This is a genomic window from Arsenophonus endosymbiont of Aleurodicus dispersus (assembly GCF_900343015.1).
GTDB lineage: Bacteria > Pseudomonadota > Gammaproteobacteria > Enterobacterales > Enterobacteriaceae > Arsenophonus.
The window spans coordinates 246,324-268,356 of record NZ_LR025108.1; the positions used below are offsets into that span (position 1 = coordinate 246,324).

The 22,033-nt window shown below is 31.0% G+C and carries 12 protein-coding genes; 7 read left to right on the forward strand and 5 right to left on the reverse strand.

Annotated features, from left to right (window positions below; translation table 11 throughout):
* Positions 1-582 precede the first annotated feature (582 nt).
* Positions 583-2,313: an arginine--tRNA ligase gene (gene argS / locus WBAF_RS00850; protein WP_121463205.1), complete on the reverse strand. Its 1,731-nt coding sequence runs from the start codon at positions 2,311-2,313 to the stop codon at positions 583-585.
* A gap of 510 nt (positions 2,314-2,823) precedes the next feature.
* Here argS and aspS point away from each other — a divergent pair.
* From aspS to ruvB, 4 genes are all read left to right on the forward strand, one after another.
* Entirely contained in the window at positions 2,824-4,587 is a 1,764-nt protein-coding gene (gene aspS, locus WBAF_RS00855) for an aspartate--tRNA ligase (RefSeq protein ID WP_121463206.1), read from the forward strand.
* A 700-nt stretch (positions 4,588-5,287) separates the two neighbouring features.
* Positions 5,288-5,809 (forward strand): crossover junction endodeoxyribonuclease RuvC, encoded by a 522-nt coding sequence (gene ruvC / locus WBAF_RS00860; protein ID WP_121463207.1) that lies wholly within the window; start codon positions 5,288-5,290, stop codon positions 5,807-5,809.
* A gap of 69 nt (positions 5,810-5,878) precedes the next feature.
* Positions 5,879-6,484: a Holliday junction branch migration protein RuvA gene (ruvA, locus tag WBAF_RS00865; protein ID WP_121463208.1), complete on the forward strand. Its 606-nt coding sequence runs from the start codon at positions 5,879-5,881 to the stop codon at positions 6,482-6,484.
* Between the two features lie 28 nt (positions 6,485-6,512).
* On the forward strand, positions 6,513-7,529 hold the full coding sequence (gene ruvB / locus WBAF_RS00870) for a Holliday junction branch migration DNA helicase RuvB (protein WP_121463209.1): 1,017 nt from the start codon (positions 6,513-6,515) through the stop codon (positions 7,527-7,529).
* 1,717 nt (positions 7,530-9,246) lie between these two features.
* Here ruvB and pyk read toward each other — a convergent pair.
* The gene (pyk, locus tag WBAF_RS00875; RefSeq protein ID WP_121463210.1) at positions 9,247-10,689 is read right to left on the reverse strand and encodes a pyruvate kinase; all 1,443 of its coding nucleotides are present in this window, start codon (positions 10,687-10,689) and stop codon (positions 9,247-9,249) included.
* A gap of 1,168 nt (positions 10,690-11,857) precedes the next feature.
* Here pyk and zwf point away from each other — a divergent pair.
* Positions 11,858-13,333, forward strand: a complete 1,476-nt coding sequence (zwf, locus tag WBAF_RS00880) for a glucose-6-phosphate dehydrogenase (RefSeq protein WP_121463211.1) — start codon at positions 11,858-11,860, stop codon at positions 13,331-13,333.
* Positions 13,334-14,223: 890 nt separating this feature from the next.
* Positions 14,224-14,919, forward strand: coding sequence for a tRNA (adenosine(37)-N6)-threonylcarbamoyltransferase complex dimerization subunit type 1 TsaB (gene tsaB, locus WBAF_RS00885; protein WP_121463212.1), 696 nt, complete (start codon positions 14,224-14,226; stop codon positions 14,917-14,919).
* A 1,193-nt stretch (positions 14,920-16,112) separates the two neighbouring features.
* Here tsaB and tyrS read toward each other — a convergent pair.
* The 3 genes from tyrS to WBAF_RS00900 all read right to left on the reverse strand — a co-directional run bounded on the left by tyrS (position 16,113) and on the right by WBAF_RS00900 (position 19,684).
* Positions 16,113-17,387, reverse strand: coding sequence for a tyrosine--tRNA ligase (gene tyrS, locus WBAF_RS00890; protein ID WP_121463214.1), 1,275 nt, complete (start codon positions 17,385-17,387; stop codon positions 16,113-16,115).
* A 115-nt stretch (positions 17,388-17,502) separates the two neighbouring features.
* Positions 17,503-18,156, reverse strand: coding sequence for a pyridoxamine 5'-phosphate oxidase (gene pdxH, locus WBAF_RS00895; RefSeq protein WP_121463215.1), 654 nt, complete (start codon positions 18,154-18,156; stop codon positions 17,503-17,505).
* Between the two features lie 1,192 nt (positions 18,157-19,348).
* Positions 19,349-19,684, reverse strand: a complete 336-nt coding sequence (locus WBAF_RS00900; protein ID WP_121463216.1) for a Grx4 family monothiol glutaredoxin — start codon at positions 19,682-19,684, stop codon at positions 19,349-19,351.
* A 219-nt stretch (positions 19,685-19,903) separates the two neighbouring features.
* Here WBAF_RS00900 and WBAF_RS00905 point away from each other — a divergent pair, with 219 nt between their 5' ends.
* Positions 19,904-20,485, forward strand: coding sequence for a Fe-Mn family superoxide dismutase (locus tag WBAF_RS00905; protein ID WP_121463217.1), 582 nt, complete (start codon positions 19,904-19,906; stop codon positions 20,483-20,485).
* The last annotated feature ends 1,548 nt before the right edge of the window (positions 20,486-22,033 follow it).

Below are 22,033 nucleotides of genomic sequence, written 5' to 3' on the forward strand. Positions count from 1 at the left end.
TTTTTGTAAAAAAGCGGCTTTTTAGTTATATATATAGCTTATCTACTATAGGATTTATGCCCTGTTTATGTTATTTTAGCATAAATCATTCCTGAGCACAAATAAGTAACTGTCATGAACAATAGTTCATAAAACTACATTTCTTTTTAACATAGCATTCATAATAGTCATAAGTTTAAGCATACACGCAATTTATGGTTATTCAGTTGTATTAGATGGCTGTAAAACAGGTTAATAACCGAGTTAAACCGGATTTTAATCAAAGTTACCATGTATATGCCAACTACCAAAACAGTGAATTTTCATTTTTCCTAGACTATGTGTCATGCGTTATCAACATGCAGTATCCATCTTCATCCCATTGGAGAAGGTACAACATGACAAGTAAACTATCAACCTTTTGGGGAGCTAATATTTGTAAATATACTTATTTATATTTTGATGCTAATTGCAAAGAAGATAATTTATATCCTTGACTAAAATAGTTGTTCTCGACTAAGGGACTAAATTAGATGTGGTTAATAAACCAATGGATTGAGTATAGTTAAATTTTTAACGAATATCTAATCTGGTGGTTGCTTACTACATCCTTTCTACTGTTTCAATACCTAATATATCTAACCCAATTTTTAAGGTTTTTTGCGTCAGTAATGCCAGTTTTAACCGACTTTCTTTTGAAGCGATATTTTTTGTGACTAAAATTGGGCAATGTTCATAAAAACTAGAAAATAATTTAGCTAGATCATATAAATAAGCACACATAATATATGGTAACCCTTCGTTAGCAACAGTTAGTATTGTCTCTTCAAATTGTAATAAACGTATCGCCAAGGATTGTTCATACTCATTTTCTAAAATAACCAACTCGCTTAGTGCAGTGGGATTAATATTAGCCCGTTTTAAAATAGAAGCAACTCTGGCATAGGCATATTGCATATAAGGTGCGGTATTACCATCAAAGGTTAACATACTGTCCCAGTCAAAAATATAATCAGTCGTACGATTTTTAGATAGATCAGCATATTTAATAGCACCAATACCAACTACTTTACTAATCGATTGTAACTCCTTTTCTGGCATATCTGGATTTTTTTGCCGTATAAGAGCACCTGCCCGCTCAATAGCTTCATCAAGTAAGTCATCAAGTTGGATCGTTTCGCCGGATCTAGTTCTAAAAGGTTTACCATCTTTACCTAGCATCATACCTAACATGTGATGCTCTAATGACATTGTAGCGGGAATATAACCTGCTTTGCGTACAATAGCCCAAGCGTGCATAAGATGTTTATGTTGTCGTGAATCTATATAATATAATACCCGATCAGCGTGTAATATTTCATGACGATATTTTGCGCAGGCAATATCTGTTGTAGTATAAAGATAGCCACCATCCTTTTTCTGGATGATAACCCCCATGATATCACCATCTTTATTCTTAAATTCATCAAGATAGACAACAATTGCGCCGTCACTTTCAACTGCTAAACCTTTAGCGGTTAAATCAGCAACAATATTAGGCAGCATATCATTATATAAGCTTTCACCCATCACATCGTCCTCCGTCAGAGTAACATTCAAACGATGATAGATTCGTTGATTTTGCGCCATGGTAATATCAACCAATTTACGCCACATTTTACGACAAAATTCATCACCTGATTGTAGTTTTACAACATAATTACGCGCAACTTCAGCAAATTTTTCATCTTCATCATAATTTTTTTGAGCTTTACGATAGAAAGCTTCTAGATCAGCTAAAGTTATATCGTTAGTATTTTTATATTTAACTTTTTCCAAATACGCAATTAGCATACCAAACTGGGTGCCCCAGTCGCCGATATGATTAGCACGTATTACTTTATGACCTAAAAAATTTAATGTACGAGCAACAGCATCGCCAATGATAGTAGAACGTAAATGACCAACATGCATCTGCTTTGCTACATTGGGAGCTGAATAATCAATAATGATGGTTTGTGGTGTAACATCGCTAATTGCTAATTTTTTATTTTGAAAGTTAAATTCAATCTGTTTAGCTATCCATTGCTTATCAAGAAAAATATTAATAAAACCAGGTCCAGATATTTCAACTTTACTGGCAATATTTTCCAGGTTTAATAGTGGCAGCATTTTTTCAGCTAACTGAAGTGGAGGAATACCTATTTTTTTAGCAGCAGACATGATACCGTTGGCTTGATAATCACCGAATTTAGATTTTATTGAAGAGCGGATATGTGCTTCACTACATTTAGGAGCACCTGCGGCAACTAATGCATTAATAATTTTTTCTGAAAGAAGAGCCAGAATATTCACCTTATTACCTTAATAATTAAGATAGCTGTTGTGTGCAACTTCGTAAGATACAGCTATAATGGTTGTTATAAAAATTGCTAACTTTATATCATAATTAACTATTCTACTATCCACTATTTGATCTATAACTCTATTGTAAAAAAATAATATCAGATAGGATTTCTTTTTATCATCTTCTTAAAAGATAAATATCCCAAACAAATGTACAATTAACACATCATTAATAATTATTTCCTAGATATATAGAGGAATATACTAAATCGCATTACTATTCACACATATTGTTGTTTGTCACTCACAAAAACCACCGTCACCGTAACTTGATCATCAGTTCTAAATAACTTTAAAATATAACTAAAGAAATATTAAAGTACTAAATCTAATTTAGAGATATCATGAGAAAAGTTATCAAGCCAATATGATAAAGTGTACTTATTTTCAATATAAATTTAGGTAAAATAGCAACATTTTTTGATTATATTAAAATTAATATCAATAAAAGGATATAGTATGCGGACAAATTATTGTGGACAATTAAATGTTGCTCACATAGAACAAAAAGTAACTCTCTGTGGCTGGGTCAATCGCCAGCGAAATTTAGGTAAATTAATTTTTATCGATATGAGAGATCATGAAGGTTCAATTCAAATTGTTTTTGTGCAAGAAAATAATGCCGAACTTTTTACCCAAGCATCACAGTTACGCAACGAATTTTGTATCCAGATAACAGGTATTGTGCGAGAACGTGAACAAGTCAATAAAGAAACTACAACCGGGGATATTGAAATTCTTACACAAGAATTGACAATTCTTAATCGCTCTAAACCGTTACCGATAGATAGCAATCAACAAAATTCTGAGGAAATTAGATTAAAATATCGTTACCTTGATTTACGGCGTCCTGAAATGGCGACGCGCTTAAGAGAGCGCGCAAAAATTACCAGTTTTGTCCGTCGTTTTATGGATGCTGAAGGTTTTGTTGATATTGAAACGCCTATTCTCACCAAAGCAACACCAGAGGGTGCGCGTGATTATCTTGTTCCAAGCCGTGTTCATAAAGGCGAGTTTTACGCCCTACCGCAATCACCACAACTGTTTAAACAATTATTGATGATGTCTGGCTTTGATCGTTACTATCAGATAGTAAAATGTTTTCGTGATGAAGATCTACGTTCTGATCGCCAACCTGAATTTACTCAGATCGACGTAGAAACCTCTTTTATGACTGCCAAGCAAATTCGTGAAATGATGGAACGTTTAATACATCAATTGTGGCAGGAAAACAAAGGTATTGAATTAGGAGATTTTCCAGTAATAACTTTTGCTGATGCCATTCAACGTTATGGTTCAGATAAACCAGACTTACGGAATCCATTAGAATTAGTTGATATTGCTGATTTGGTTAATGCAGTTGAATTTAAACTATTTTCTGAAGCTGCTAATGATCCAAAAGGGCGGGTGGCTGCACTTTGTGTTCCAGATGGAGCTACATTAACACGTAAAAAACTTAATGATTATGCTAATATTTTTACTATTTATGGTGCTAAAGGATTAGCCTGGATGAAAGTTAATTCACTAGGTGAAGATAAGGCAGATATTAAAAACCAGAGAGCTAAATTTTTACCAAGATCAGTAATTGATAATTTATTAGTACGTACCAAAGCTAAAGCTGGTGATATTTTATTATTTGGTGCCGGTAAACAAAATATAGTAAATAATGCTATGGGCGCGTTACGGTTGCAGATAGGACGTGATTTAGCAATCACACAAAATAATAGCTGGAAACCGTTATGGATTATTGATTTCCCAATGTTTAAAGAAGATGAAAATGGTGATCTTGATGCTATACATCATCCTTTTACTGCACCGAAAAATTTTACCCCAGAACAATTGCAAGCAAATCCTTTAGCAGCAGTTGCTAATGCCTATGATATGGTCATTAATGGTTATGAAATTGGTAGTGGCTCAGTACGTATTCACTATAACCAGATGCAACAAGCTGTGTTTAACATTCTTAATATCAGCAAATCAGATCAGCAAGATAAATTTGGTTTCTTACTTGAGGCGTTACAATATGGAACGCCTCCACATGCTGGTTTAGCATTTGGTTTAGATAGACTGGTTATGTTATTAACAGGAACAGAAAATATTCGCGATGTAATTGCGTTTCCAAAAACCACTGCCGCCGCTTGTTTAATGACAGATGCACCGAGTATGCCTAATCAGGTCGCATTAGCTGAATTAGAGATAACTGTTGCTCCAAAAACTAAATAAATAATTTTCAATATAAATAGCCAGAATCAGTATAAGTTATAGTTTATGTACAATTAAGGAGCCAAGTACTGATGCTACAGCTCCATGATTATCCCGATTTGAGCAATGAGTTGTATTTAGGATAACAAAACACCCAAATATACGAAATTAACTGAAGTTAAATAAGAGATAGGCATTTATCAAACCTTAGTTACCTGCTGTTCAGGCAGTTGCATTGACAATGTCAATAGAGAACCTCTTAGGTGAGGTGATTGAAGGATTTGTTCTAAAAAAACTTGATTGATGTATTTTAGAAAAAATTTTTAACTAATTATAGCAAATAATATCAAATACCATAAAGCAACGCAAAACGAAGTAAAATTTTAATAAAATTATTCGTGAAATTGGAACCGCAGCTAGGTGCAGCTGAGCGATATTAAATCCACGATTGCGTGCGGTCATTGAAAATTAGAGACGTTAAATTGATCAATGGATCATGGAATTGATAGTTGATAACAATGACAACATTGAATGCTTAAGTGATAATCATACAGTTCCATGATTTTAATCAATGCGATAGTAATTTAAGTAATGTACAAAAAATGTGTCATAATGAAGAAATTTTAAATGAAATTAACTTCTTAATTATATTAAGAGATAGCATACTGCGTATCAATATGGTTTTTTGCATGGTTAACAATCTACTAAGTGAGTTAATAATATGGCAATTATTCTTGGGATTGATCCTAGTTCTCGTATTACCGGTTATGGTGTTATTCGTCAACAAGGTCAACAGTTGATATATTTAGGTAGTGGTTGTATACGTACTCAAGCAAACGATATGCCAACACGCTTACAACGTATTTATGCAGGTATCATTGAAATCATTACCCAGTATCGACCCGATAGTTTTGCTGTCGAGCAGGTCTTTATGGCAAAAAATGCCGATTCTGCTCTAAAATTAGGTCAAGCAAGAGGAGTTGCGATTTTAGCTGCAGTTAATAATCAATTGCCGGTTTTTGAATATGCTGCGCGCCAAGTAAAACAATCTGTTGTGGGCACTGGAGCTGCAGAAAAAGAACAAGTTCAGCATATGGTATGCTCAGTATTAAAACTGTTATCGCATCTTCAAGCTGATGCAGCTGATGCTTTAGCTATTGCGATCACGCATTTTCATTTTAATCAAAATTTAGTTCGAATGGGTAAGCCAGGACTATCATTGGCTAAAAAGCGCTTGCGTTAATAACTTAATATAAATTAAGTAATTTTAATAATATAAGCATTAACAGAAAACCTAAAAAAGGAAATAGATGTGATTAGTCGCTTACGAGGTACTATTTTAGAAAAACAACCACCTATTGTTTTACTAGAACTAAATGGTGTAGGTTATGAAGTTCATATGCCAATAACCTGTTTTTATAAATTACCAGAAATTGGTCAGGAAGTGATCCTGTTGACTGAATTTATCGTACGTGAAGATGTGCAGCTGCTATATGGCTTCAATGATAATCAAGAAAGAACATTATTTCGTGAATTAATTAAGGTAAATGGGGTAGGTCCTAAATTAGCGCTGGCAATTTTATCCGGTATGTCGGCTTATCAATTTGTTTCTGCGATAGAACAAGAAGCTATTGCTAAATTGGTAAAATTACCTGGTATTGGTAAAAAAACCGCAGAACGACTAGTAGTTGAAATGAAAGACCGTTTTAAAAAACTTAATGGCGATCTATTTAATAATAGTACGATAGATTTACATGGAGCTGCAAAACAAAATAGTCATGATATTAAAGCAGAAGCTGTTTCTGCATTAATTTCTTTAGGCTATAACCGGCAAGATGCAAGCAGTATGATTGGCAAAGTTGCTAAGGCTACTAACTGTGAAGCATTGATCCGCGAAGCATTGCGGGCGGCATTATAATTATAAATAATAAATAAGGAACCAATATATGATTGATGCTGATCGTTTAGTTTCTAGTGAAAATTTACCGGATGAAGAAGTGATTGAACGCGATATTAGACCAAAACTACTGACTGAATATGTCGGGCAACCTCAAGTTTGCCAACAGATGGCAATCTTTATCCAAGCAGCTAAATTACGTGCGGAAGCACTTGATCACTTGCTAATTTTTGGCCCACCTGGACTTGGTAAAACTACATTAGCAGGCATTGTAGCGAATGAATTAGGAGCAAATTTACACGCCACCTCTGGCCCAGTTTTAGAAAAGGCTGGGGACTTAGCAGCAATGCTAACTAATTTAGAGCCACATGATGTACTATTTATTGATGAAATACACCGGTTATCATCGGTTGTAGAAGAGATCCTTTATCCTGCAATGGAAGATTACCAATTAGATATCATGATTGGAGAAGGGCCAGCCGCGCGTTCAATTAAAATTGATTTACCTTATTTTACTCTAGTTGGTGCAACAACCAGAGCCGGCTCACTTACATCCCCGCTTAGAGATCGTTTTGGTATTGTTCAGCGTCTTGAATTTTATAATGTCAATTATTTACAAACTATTGTATTACGTAGTGCCAAATTTATGGGGTTAAAAATTTCTGATGCCGGTGCTAGACAAATTGCGATGCGCTCACGGGGAACGCCGCGGATAACTAATCGTTTGTTGCGGCGAGTAAGAGATTTTTCCCAAGTAAAAGGCGATGGGATGATAGATGGCAACATAGCTTCACAGGCGTTAGATATGCTGAATATTGATTCAGCTGGATTTGACTATCTTGATCGTAAGTTATTAATAGCTATTATTGATAAATTTATGGGTGGACCGGTAGGATTAGACAATGTGGCTGCTGCCATTGGTGAAGAAAGAGAAACCATAGAGGATGTTATTGAACCTTTTCTTATTCAACAAGGATTTATTCAGCGTACTACCCGTGGTCGTATAGCTACTGATCACGCCTACCGACATTTTAGAATTAATAAAAATTATTATGATCCTAGTTGAGCTAGCTGATAATTTATATCACTAAATATTTAGCTTAATTTTTAATTTTTTAGTATATATAAATTTTATAAAAATGGTTAATTTTATATATAGATTTATTACGTATCTTGCAAAGATTATTAAATTAAATATTCTTCTATTGAATGCTATTATTTTAAAATATCCAATTTCTTACTTGGGTTATTGGTGTTAGTGACCGGTTATAATCTGGTTAGCTAAATAAAACTTATCACAAATTATAATTCATTTATATTGATAATGATCTTGTTAAGATTAGTTTAACATGTTGATAAATTTGTTTATTATTTTAACAAATAAACTTTATAAAAATAAAAAACTAATAGAGATTATAACCTTAGCTTAGTGTTAGGTAGCCAGGATCATAAAATTAAGATAATTTGGCATGATAGGAATAATTGCATAAAACAGATTAACATTTTGGTGATGCGGCAATGGGTAACAACATACCTGCTAACCAACCAGATAGCCGTAGTTAAATCATGATAGTTCACTGTATGTTTATCATTCATTAATATGATTATTTAAATCACATTAATGATGATGATTATAGTCGACAAGTAGCATATTGGTTTATTAACACATAGTACTTTATAGCTTTTACCATCACAAGATGAAGATAATTTTAGATTATAAAAATAGCATAATTTTATTCGGTGCATTAATATCAACACCTTGGGTTGGTAATAAGTAATTGTGGTTTATTCAATCAGTAGGAAGGTGAATAAAGGTATGTCAGGCGGAGATTGTTTCGTTATTTCAGTTGTTTTATAATTATAAAACAACTGAAATATCTATATTGGTGAACTAATGGTAGATTTTACACAATAGCTTGATATTAAAGTTGGTAACCGGTTACTTATTTATAGTTTCATTATATATATTTTTTATCTAGATCAGTAGATTGTAAGGAGCTTTAAAACTAATTTTAAATTTCGTTAATCTAATTGCTTTTTTGATCAGGAAGTTCCTTTGATATACCTTTACCGATGGTAAGTATATTACTTTTAATATGTGTAATAATAGTTATATTAATATAAAATATTAGTTTTATAACTAGATAAAAAACAGATAATGCCATGAGGATAGGATTGACCATAATAATTTTAGCAGGTATAACTTTTATGTTTAGTATATTGGCTGTTAGAAATAATTATCATCAATAATTTATGTTTCTGACCATTACTTGCTTGAACATAGATTATATGATATACTTTGATATCTAAATAAATTTATATAAGTTTAAGTATTATATATTCATATTGATAATAAAGTAATTATAATTTAATTATAATTAAATCTATATAAAATATATAATTATTACGTTAAATACTTTTAAATAAGTAACGTATTAAATTTTTGTATAAAATTAATACAATGATAAAAACACTACCTAATGATATTATCAAATATTGTAATACAATACATCTGTTATTAGTTTTTAATCTTATAATGAATTTAATTATATCATACAATAACTGTATATTGGTAGTTAATTAAATGTTTAGTTGTAATGTTTATTAAATATATAATTAATATATTCAATAATGCTACAATATGCATTAATAAATTTAATTTTTTAAAAATTAATTGTAACACCATCGTGACTTAATCATAAAATATTAAATAAAAAATTTTTAGTGATATTTTTTATAATTTAAACCAATATAACGTGGTTAAATATATTAACAGTATAAAATTATTTTACTTTTAATATTCGGCAAGTATTAGTACTACCAATCTTACCCATCTGATCGCCTTGGGTAACCAAGACTAAATCAGCCGACTCAATATAATTTTTTTTACTTAGGCATTGAATTGCGTTTTTAACGGCATTAATCGTGTTAGTCTCCTTATTACAATAAATAGGGGTTACGCCACGGTAAAGAGCACACTGATTCAATGTTTTTTCATGACAAGAGATAGAAAATATTGGTAACCATGAGCTGATCCGAGACATCATACACGCAGTACGGCCTGATTCTGTCATGGCAATAATAGCTTTTACTCCTTTTAAATTATTAGCAGCATACATAGCTGACATAGCGATCGCTTCTTCAACGCTATAAAATGTCTCATCGAGATGATGTTTAGTAATATTAATACTAGCCATTTTTTCTGCTCCAAGACAAACCTTAGCCATTGCTTCAACAGTTTCAGCAGGATATTTGCCTACTGCTGTCTCGGCAGATAACATAACGGCGTCAGTGCCATCCAGCACTGCATTAGCAACGTCCATCACTTCAGCACGAGTTGGTATTGGATTAATGATCATAGATTCCATCATTTGAGTAGCCGTAATGGATATACGGTTTAATTGGCGTGCCCGACATATCAGTTTCTTTTGTACACCGACTAGTTCTGGATCGCCAATCTCAACACCAAGATCACCTCTAGCAACCATTATCACATCTGAGGCTAAAATAATTTCGTCAATAACTTTGTCATTGGCAACCGCTTCAGCTCGCTCTACTTTAGCGACAATTTGACAATCACAACCAGCTTCACGAGCTAGTTGACGTGCATAATTTAGATCTTCTGCTGATCGGGGGAAAGAAACCGCTAAATAATCTACATTAATCTGCGCTGCTATCACGATATCAGCTTTGTCTTTTTTTGTTAGAACTTCTGCTGATAGCCCACCACCTAGTTTATTTATCCCTTTATTATTTGATAGTGGTCCACCAATAGTCACTTCAGTTAAAATTTGATGAGCCTTTACCGTAAGAACCTTTAATTGAACACGTCCATCATCAAGTAACAAAATATCACCTAATGCCACATCATTGGGTAACCCTTGATAGTCAATGCCAACTTTTTCTTGATTCCCTTCACCTTTAGCTAAATTAGTATCTAAGATAAATTTATCTCCTATATGAAGAAAAATTTTTCCTTCTTTAAATGTTGAAATGCGAATTTTAGGGCCTTGTAGATCGCCAAGAATAGCTATATTTTTTGATAAAGATTTCGCAAGTTCATGTACTTTTTGCGCACGTTGTAAGTGATCTTCTACTGATCCATGAGAAAAGTTTAGACGAACAACGTTTACGCCTGCTTTTATCATTTTTTCCAAGTTATGATCACGATCAGTTGCTGGACCTAGAGTCGTAACAATTTTAGTTCTTCTGAGTAGTATCGACATTTATGACTCCGTTGACTTATTGTTAAAATTAATAAATCTACAATTTGCTAATTTAAATATGTTTACTAAATGCAGATATCACTAGATTTTATCAAGATATGCATTATGTAATATACCTTTTAAGCGCTTTAAGTTATCAATCTAGTTATTAGAATATCCATTAATGTCAATTATGATCTATACCATCGATAGATAAATATGAGTATATTCATATATATCAATCACAGGAGATAAATATACAATTTGTGCTAGAGGGCAATTAAAGATGGTAATAGCAATTATAATTGCATCATAAGTTTAGCTTGTTCAACCAAGTTTTTCGGGCGGCCAGTATAAGAAATTAAAACTACAACATAACCACTTTGAAAGTTAATACAATATATGAGTTGCAACATGACATCATCCAAATAGACCACTGGGATATTTAAAAAAAATTACTCAAAATATAATGGATAACTGCTGCTTTACTTTGGTTAATAGATCAATAAAGCTATTAATGGTTATGCTATTTTTTTAAAAACCCTAATATAGCAATATATAATTGACCCAATTTTGGCATATAGGAACTAGGAACTGACAGTTTCATATTGATAAATTTAAATACTCATATAAGATATTTCATGGATAATGGTTTGTGCTCATTATAATTTAAGTTCATGAAACCCCTTGTTATCCATTCTAAGGAAAAAATAATTTACAACAGGTTAGCTAAAAAAATAGCTAACCTAGCTAAAGTTGCAATACTTAGATAAATCTATTTTTGCTAACTTTCAAGTATTGAATAAGCAACTTTCTTATCTAATTTACTGATATATTAAAAGCTATTATTTATTAGTTCTAACATGTTCATACTGAACAGCTACATATTTTATTAATATTGCTGACGGTTGAATATTGTTACTTAAATTGAGATTTATTCCTAGTTTTTTGGTCAGTAATGAAACAATTGCTAAATTTTTATTCAAAATAAAACTATCATCTAATTTACTGTGCATTATAAATCTAAAGAAATAAAAATTAGTTATAACTAAACAAATTTATTGCTAATTTTTTTTTGAAAAAAATAAAATATCGTAGTTCTGTTTACCTGGTACCAAAAGTACATTTATTTTTTCTATTAAAGCTATCATACCACTACAAAATTGGTATTTAAGGATAATCATATATTATGACAATTAATAAAGTTGTTCATCCATGTAATTTAATAATTTTCGGCGCAAAAGGAGATTTGGCTCGCCGCAAATTATTGCCTTCCCTTTATAAATTGGAAAAAACCGGCTATATACATCCTGATACGCGTATTATAGGTATTGGTCGGGTTGAATGGAATGCTGTCGCCTATATAAGGGAAACTAGAAAAACATTAGAAACTTTTTTAAATGAAAAAATAGAGCCTAGTGTATGGCAAAAATTAAGTAAGCGTCTTGATTTTTTAAATTTAGATATTCGAGATATAAATAAATTTAACTCACTAGCAAAATATCTTGAGGGTGATAGCAAACCTGCTATATATTATTTTGCTATGCCGCCAACGACTTTTAGTGCTGTTTGTTATGGTTTAGGCTATGCTGGCCTTAATAAAAAACATAATCGGGTTGTTATTGAAAAACCATTAGGAAGTGATCTCGCTTCTTCCAAAAATATAAATAATGAAATGGCTAAGTATTTTAAAGAGAGCCAAATTTATCGTATTGATCACTATTTAGGTAAAGAAACAGTGCTAAATTTATTGGCATTACGTTTTGCTAACTACTTATTTATTAATAATTGGGATTATCGAGCAATTGATCATGTACAAATCACGGTTGCTGAAGAGATTGGTATCGAAGGACGTTGGAGTTATTTTGACAAAACTGGTCAGATGCGTGACATGGTCCAAAATCATTTATTGCAAATTCTTACTATGATTGCCATGCCACTACCTGCAGATTTAACTGCAGATCGTATACGGGATGAGAAGGTTAAAGTATTACGTTCATTACGTCGCATTGATTATCGGAATGTGCATGAAAAAACCGTCCGAGGTCAATATACAGCAGGTTCTATTCAAGGGAAAAAAGTGGCTGGATATCTTGCTGAGGAAGGAGCAAATAAATCAAGTAAAACAGAAACTTTTGTAGCAATTAGAGTTGATATTGATGATTGGCGTTGGGCTGGTGTGCCATTTTATTTAAGAACCGGCAAACGATTAGCGGAAAAATATTCTGAAGTAGTAGTTTTTTTTAAAAAACCAGCATTAAATATTTTTTCTGATTCTTATAAAGATCTACCGCAAAATAAATTAACTATTAGATTACAACCTGATGAAGGAATTGATATTGAAATTTTAACCAAAGAGCCTGGTCTTGAGCATAAACATCATTTACAAACAACAAAATTAGATCTAATTTTTTCTAAAGCATTTAATCCAATTTATTGGGCAGATGCATATGAACGTTTATTACTAGAAGCTATGCGTGGTATCCAAGCACTCTTTGTACGTCGTGATGAAGTAGAAGAAGCTTGGAAATGGGTGGATTCTATTATGGAGGCTTGGACAATAGATAATCAACCGCCTAAACTTTATCAGACAGGAACATGGGGACCTGAGGATTCTGATGCGATGATAACAAAAGATGGTCGTTCGTGGAATAAGTTTAAATAGTTTTTTAAATTAATAGTATAATATACCTTAGTATATTACCATGATTTTTATTTTAGCTTAAATTTCATATAATTATTTGATTAATTACAATTGTTATACTATAAATAGTATTATTATAACTCAACAATAGTCGTGGTTCATTGTAGCCTTATTATAATATGAATCAAATCTCATGTATAGCGCTAAAATAGTTAAAAATAAAAATAGTAGCTATCATAATTGAAAATAACAAAGCTATATATTTTAATTTTTATCTCAGTGAGAATATGAATCTGAGGACTTAATTACTGATAGCTACACCTATATTTAAAATATCAATACTAGCAAAGTAGAAATTATTGATTTTTAATATGATACCAATAGTGGTATTAAACTTAATTTATCATCAATATTTTTATAATTGATAAAATAAATAATTTTATTTTAATAAATAAATGTATTAAATATAATCATTATTTAATAATAATCAAGATAATTAATCCTAATTGTTTAAATTAACCTGTTTAAATGCAGTAAAAAACTAGTAAAGAGCTATTGTTACGATAATTTACCTACGCAAGCAATCATTATTTTTAAGTAATGGGGTGATGTTTAAAAGTCATAAATACATTCTCTGAGATAAAATTACCTGATGCAGTTCTTAATTTAAAGTAAAGTGTTGACCGGCATTAGTCTCATGAACATTATGGGGATATTTTTTGAATAGTTTAATGCCTTACCTAGAACGCTTAGTTTGCAAGCAACGATTGACTTTTTAACAAAAACGTAATTAACTAGTTAAATAACTGTAGCCATAACATACAAGTTTTTTCTTGATGATGCCATCTTATTCAACTAACTATGTTAATATTAGCAATTATTTATTCATAAAAATAGCCAGGATTTTAAATATGGCAACCCATATATTAGCAATTGATACCGCCACTGAAGCGTGTTCTGTCGCCCTCTGGCGAGATGGAAAAATTTTTACTAAATTTGCAGTTTCAACGCGGGAGCACACCAAAATAATATTACCGATGGTAGAACAGTGTCTTATTGATGCAAATTTGGATTTACAACATATGGATGTTTTAGCTTTTGGGCGTGGTCCAGGTAGTTTTACAGGCGTTCGTATTGCTGTCAGTATTGCTCAGGGATTGGCCTTTGGGGCTGATTTGCCAATGATAGGTATTTCTTCTCTGTTAACTATAGGGCAAGGAGCTTATCGCCAATTAGGTGCAGAAAAAGTATTAGTAGCGATAGATGCTAGAATGGGAGCAATTTATTCTGCTTGTTATGAACTTAAACCAGATGGCAATTGGCTAGGTGAAGATACTGAAGCAGTACTCAAGCCAGAGCAATTTTTAGCTAGAATAAATTGCTTAAGCGGACAATGGGTTATTGCAGGAACCGGTTGGTCAGCCTATCCTATATTAGGAATGACCAATTTAAATTTATTACAAAGTGGTATTTATTTACCTGACGCACAAGATATGTTGATTTTAGCTTTAAAAGAGTGGCAAAAAGGTAAAACAATTGACGCTGAAGAAGCTAAACCGGTTTATTTACGTAATGAGGTTAATTGGAAAAAATTACCCGGTTGTTGATACTTATTGAAAATAAGTATGCTATTTTCATGGGTAATTTATGACAATAAAGTACGCAATAATGAATTTGCTGATCTATTAATATTCATTATAATCAACATCATAATTGACAGTAAGTTTTACTTCATGTTATCTGCTAATAAAGTTAGTTGTATAAGTAGTAATTATGTCTCACAAATAAATCAAAAGAAAGCAGCACCAGCACCAAGAGCCGGTTATTTTAGCCTTAAATCGCAGTTTGTTATATGACTCAACTATTAAAAACAGGTTATAAATTATTTCCTGTTAAAAAAATTAAAGTTATGTATTGAAAAATAATATTTTTAATACCCTTTTATCTTAAGGAATCGAACATTTGTTGATTAAGGGTAAATTTATTGCAGATCTATTTACTATCTATTGTTGAGCGACGGTAGTTAATATTTACCTTAGCTAATATTAACATCTAAAACAGTAGATTGAATAAAAAATTAGTCAACACAATGAAGGTTTAATCTGATATAAGCTTTGTTTATTACTCTTCAAGTTTAATTTAGTTTTTAAAGTAATGTACTGAGATTAAGTAATATTAAATATCTTATTTTCCCATTTCTGATTTTTTAACACAATTAAATAGCTACTGACTGATAACAATTGTTCAACATTAATAATTAATTTTTAAAAAATATTTTAGATCTAATAGATTAGTAACTTAGCAGACAGGTAAAGCCTAATTTAGGTAATTATTAAGCAACAATACAAGCTTTTCAGCATGATCGCATCACTTAATCACCAAAATACCAAGCAGTAGGATTACTTATTGTTATATGTTTAACAATATAAATAATTTATTTTCCTGGCTATGCAGAGTAAATAAAAACCATAAGAACTACATAAAACAGTTTTAATGAGTAAATCTAAATATTAAACAATACCTATTAAATACTAAGGTAACATAACACTACCTATTTATTGTTAATAATTGGGTATAATTATAAAATTACAAAAAATTCAGTAACCAAAGATCTATAACCATTCTTTAGATGGTAAAAACCGCGTTACTATTACCTGCATTCCCCCAAATAACATGTGACTAATAATATTATACTCATGTAATTTTTGATATTACTTGCTGTAATAAAAAAATAGTTGTACTCTAAACAAGAATTTAAATATTTAAAATTAATGGCTGTGTTATATAAAGCTTATACTGACTATTGCCAATTAACTAAGCAATAATGTTTTTTACCACGCTTAATTAAAGAATAACGTCCAAATAGACGATCTTCTGCAGTAAAAATATATTCAGGATCGACACATTTATGACCATTAATTGCTACCGCATTTGATCTTATGATCATCCTTGCCTGGCCGCGCGAAAGCACAAATTTAGCATCAACTAATGCCTGCTGTAAATCTGCTCCTGAATTTAATTTAATCATTGGCATACCATCTTGCGCTAACTGAGCAAAATTTATTGAGGTTAATGCAGTAATCCTATCAGAGAATAAACTATCTGTGATCTGCTTGGCATCCTGTAAGCCTTTATCACCATGTACTAACTGGGTAACTTTCTCCGCTAATACATACTGCGCTCGCGGGGCTTTACTACTTCTTTGATCCTCTTCTTGCAAAGCATTAATTTCTTCAATTGGCATAAAGGTAAAAAATTTAAGAAAACGATAAACATCTGCATCGGCAGTATTAACCCAAAATTGATAAAACTTATATGGATTAGTTTTTTGCGGATCTAACCAAACAGCACCAGATTCCGTCTTACCAAATTTAGTTCCATCAGATTTAGTAATTATCGGCACTGTTAAACCAAAAACTTGTTTTTTATGTAACCTACGAGTGAGATTAATACCAGAAGTAATATTGCCCCATTGATCAGAACCGCCTATCTGTAATTCAACATTATATTGGTGACAAAGTTTGGCAAAATCATAAGCCTGGATCAAATTATAGGAGAACTCAGTAAAAGAGATACCAACATCATCACGTTCAAGACGTTGTTTAATAGCCTCCTTCTTGATCATTTGATTAACTGAAAAGTATTTACCAATATCGCGCAAAAAGGTCAAGATATTTATTTGTTCAAACCAATCATAATTATTAACTACTTTAGTGCTATTTTTACCACAATCAAAATCAAGAAATTGTGAAAGCTGTTGACTAATTTTTTCTACACATTGTTGCACCGTTTCGTAAGTATTTAACTTACGATCAGTGGCTTTGAAACTTGGATCGCCAATTAAACCTGTCGCCCCACCAACTAAAGCTACCGGTTGATGCCCCATCTGCTGGAAACGCTTTAAACATAGCAAAGGAACCAAATGTCCTAAGTGCAAGCTATCAGCAGTTGGATCAAATCCACAATAGAGCACCACTGATTTCTGGGATAGTTTCTCTATTAAGCCCCTTTTATTTGTCAGCTGGGCTATTAAACCCCTCTCTTGCAATTGTTCAATTAGGTTCTTGCTCAACATCAATAACTCCATCAATTTTTTATTTCGTCAATTTTGTGGATAGATATAATATAAATAACCGTAATAAGATAAAACACTAGGCAAATAAGTGCTAGTTAAAAAAATTTTTTTCCTATTATGGCGCTAAGCGATCAATATGCCAATGATCATATTGCCATTGATACAAGAATCTATCATGTAGCCGTTTAGTACCACCTTGCCAAAATTCGACACTATGAAATCTGACGCGATATCCGCCCCAAAAGCTAGGTAAAGGAATTTCTCTATTTTTAAATTTTTGTTTTTGTTGTAAAAATTTATGCTCTAAAATACTTCTAGCTGAAATTTTGGTTGATTGCTTTGAAACCCAGGCTACTATTTGACTATCTTTTGGTCTACTATGAAAATATTTTATTACTTCAAGTGAAGAAAGTTTTTCTGCTTCACCTAGAAAGCATACTTGACGATCTAACTGATACCAGGGAAATAGTAAACTGACCTTATTATTATGATCAATATGTTGTGCTTTACGACTAGATAAATTAGTATAAAATATGAGTTCATTTTTATCATAATGTTTGAGTAATACAATTCGTTGATACGGTTGTACATAGTTATCTACCGTTGCAACACACATGGCTGTTGGATCTGCTATTTTTGCTTCATAAGCCTGTTTTAACCAACGATCAAACAAAACTAATGGCTGGTCGGTTAAATCCTTACGTCTTAACCCCCCTTGAGTATATTCACGTCTTAAATTAGCAATATCTAACTTAATTTTTTCTGCCATTTTTTACCTCTGTATTATGATAATAGATATCATGTGACATATCATTGACCATATAAATGGCACCTAATACTATAATATTAATTAATAATTAACTTAATCTTGTCACATGGTAGTTATTTTAGCTACTTTCCCACAAACGAATAAACAATATACTTTGTCATAAAGTAAAACCTGAAAGTAAAAATTTATCAAATATTGAATGGATGTTTACTTACGATATAAGATATTTTTGTAACTAAGCAGAAAATATTCTCTACTAGTACGGTTAGAAGCTAGCTACTTAAAATAGTAATTAATCCACCAGCATTTTAGTCATAAGCTACTCATTTACCTGCTATATATAATCGCACCCAATCTACGGTCCGGTATTATCATAAGGGTTATTAAAATGTTGAGTATTACAGATATCAAACAGTATATTTTCTGGTACAGCATCATCAACTATTAAATTACTAAATAAAGTAGTAAGATTAGTAATGCCACTATTATTTAATATAATAACCTAATGATGAAAACTAAGTACAAAAGTGCGATCCTTGCATACCATAAGCTATATCTATCTATACGGCGAAAATTTACTACTACGGTGATGTTAGTTAACAGAAAAACTATAATTTTATCTCTCAATTGTATAGTAAAATGACATTAAGTAGGTTGGTACTAAACTATTTGCTCATTACACTCTATTGCAGTACTATATGCAGCAGATAATAATTGTTGTTTCAATAGGTAGGTTATCAATGACTTAAGCATATCTAGAACCAAGCTTATAATTAATTTCATCTATTGTTGCTAAGGTTAGCAGCTTAGCATTAACATATATATGTTAAAATGTATCAAGGTAGTTAGAGTTAGTTAGAGATTTATAAAAAACTAAATTTTGATGTTGGAGCGTTTACGGCTGCAAATATAGAAACCACTGCATTCGCTTTCATGGGAACTAGGAAATTATTGTTGCCTACAATATTAATTGTAGTCATAGTTTGATATGTGATCTAGATCACAAATTCAACACTGATAAAATCTAAAAGTAATCTATTCCATTTGCAACTTTTGATACAGCAACATTCAGTAGGATAATTTTTGGTTAAATAATTTTAGCTTTAGCTAAAGCTTACTATTTTGACGAAAAACAATCGCATGGCGCACTTTACAATATTACTGTTTTATTAAATTGTTAATAAATAAAAAATTAGGTCGTTGATTGCCGATATTTATTGACAGTTGCAGTAATCAATTGCTGTAATTTCCCTTGCTGATACATTTCAATAATTATATTACAACCACCTATTAACTCACCATCAATCCATAACTGAGGAAATGTTGGCCAGTTAGCATACTTAGGTAATTCACTGCGAATATCAAGGTTTTGTAAAATATCTACATAAGCAAAACGTTCACCACAAGCAGAAATGGCTTGTACCGCCTGAGCAGAGAACCCACAACGTGGAAATTTAGGTAATCCTTTCATGTATAAAAGAATTAAATTTTCTTTTATCTGGCGTTCAATTTTTTCTATTGTCGTCATTATGACTTCCTTTAAAATTAGATCTATTTTACACTAAACAAACATAATATTAGTATGTAATACCGTTTTCTATCAATACTTAATAATAATTTTCTGCTATTATTAGAATAATAAATAATTTTTAAAAAAAAATACTAATTTATCTATATAAAAAATATAATTACAATATGGTTTATTTATCAACTTATTATACAATACGAATAAAAAAAGGAGTCTGCAATGTCTTTTCAATTACCTCCATTACCTTATGCTAAAAATGCTCTAGAGCCTTATCTTTCTCAAGAAACATTAGAATATCATTATGGAAAACACCATGATAATTATGTAAATAATCTAAATAATTTAATTAAAGATACTTACTTTGAGACTAAATCATTAGAAGAAATTATAAAAAGCGCACAAGGAGTAATTTTAAATAATGCAGCTCAAGCTTGGAATCATACCTTTTATTGGCATTGTTTAGCGCCTAATGCCAGTGAAGAACCAACCGCGAAAATAACTGAGGCCATTAATCAGCATTTTGCTAATTTTAAAATTTTTAAGCAGCAGTTTACCGATGCAGCGCTGAAAAATTTTGGTTCAGGATGGACCTGGTTAGTAAAACAAGCCAACGATAAACTATCTATCGTTAATACTTCAAATGCCGTAACACCAATCAGTGGTAATGATAAACCATTACTAACTGTTGATATATGGGAGCATGCTTACTATATTGATTATCGTAATGCACGAGCTGAATATTTGAACAAATTTTGGTCACTGGTTAACTGGAAATTTGTCGAACATAATTTATTGCAATAATTTACTAAAATTTATTTGAAAAATAGTTAAAATTTATGCAGCCATAACTAAATTTTAGTTATGGCTGTTATTAAACATTATTAAATTATATTATTTTTACTTTTTACTATATTAATAATATTTTTATTTTTTTAAAATCAGGTAGCTGATTAAGTATTAGGGTTTCTCTTAAAAATTTATCTATTTTCAGTTAATTGCTGGATCATCAATTTTAATTTGCTCTCTAGTTAAAAACTATTTAAGTACTATTAAGTTACATAATCAGAACCCGTTGTTTGATATTCTATTGTTTTTGTATCATCAATATTTAAATTTTGAAATCTTCTTACTATCTTTGCTAGAGCCTGAGCCTGCTATCATATCATCAAAATGAAGAGTAAAATTTATCCTATTTTTTCAGTATTCATTCAATACTCCTCTAGGCTAAAATGCTTATTAACGCTCTAATTCGGCAAGAAATTGGCTAATGTTCATAACATTCTAATTAATTAATAAATTACATTAATACTATTTAAGTTAAGGGCGCCACACTAGATTATACTGCTCTATTTATCATAATTACTAACTATTAGCATCTGCTATGCTAATTAGCAACTGATTAACGGCTATAAAAGAATAGTAATATCCGCAAAATTTACCAATCTCAATAAATATTACACAGCAATATGTATTATTGAGTATGATTAATATGATTAAACATAAATATCATCCTTGAATTTTTTATAATTATTTATCTAAATTTTATAAAAAAAAATAAAATACAAATCATTTACTTTTATTTAAAATAAATAACATTATTCTTAATATATCCATATTTTAGCATTTCAGATAAAATAGCACTACTAACTGCTAGTAAATATTCTGATAATGAGCTTACTTTTGTATTATTTTTCGTTGATAGCATGAATCATACCAACTACATTATCGTAATGATTTATATATTACTTAATGATACAAGTGACAAATTAATAGTCTGTTACAATAATAACACATGATATTTATAGTTATTTGATTTATAATTATTAAATTATAGTAGCTTTTTAGCTATTTATTATGGCTTACAACCTATATCAAAGAAAAAATCTCATATAAACACAACAGTGAATTAATAAAATGCTCATCTAAAATATGTAGATTAATTTTTATAACTAACTACATTAATGCTGGTGTTAATGTCATACAGTTAAATTTATTGCATTGCAGGCCATTATGCAAGAAGATTAAATTTGGCACTAATAAAATCAGCATGGAGTAGCATCTAAATCACATTTGATTGATAATAAGTGGCTACCTGCAAAATTATCATTGGGTCCCACCAATATTTGATTGTATGATCAAATACTTATGTGTCAAATTAGATGATATAATTCTATTTTGCATGGTACTGATACATTTATATTATCTAGAAAAGAGTAAAATTAAAATCTTCTATCGAAGCGATAAAAATTATCGCAAACATTTTTAATAGCACAGATCCTTACTTTAATAACTTAAATATTCTGTTATCATTAACAGATGCATGAGTGCTAAAATAAATACCTAAAATTT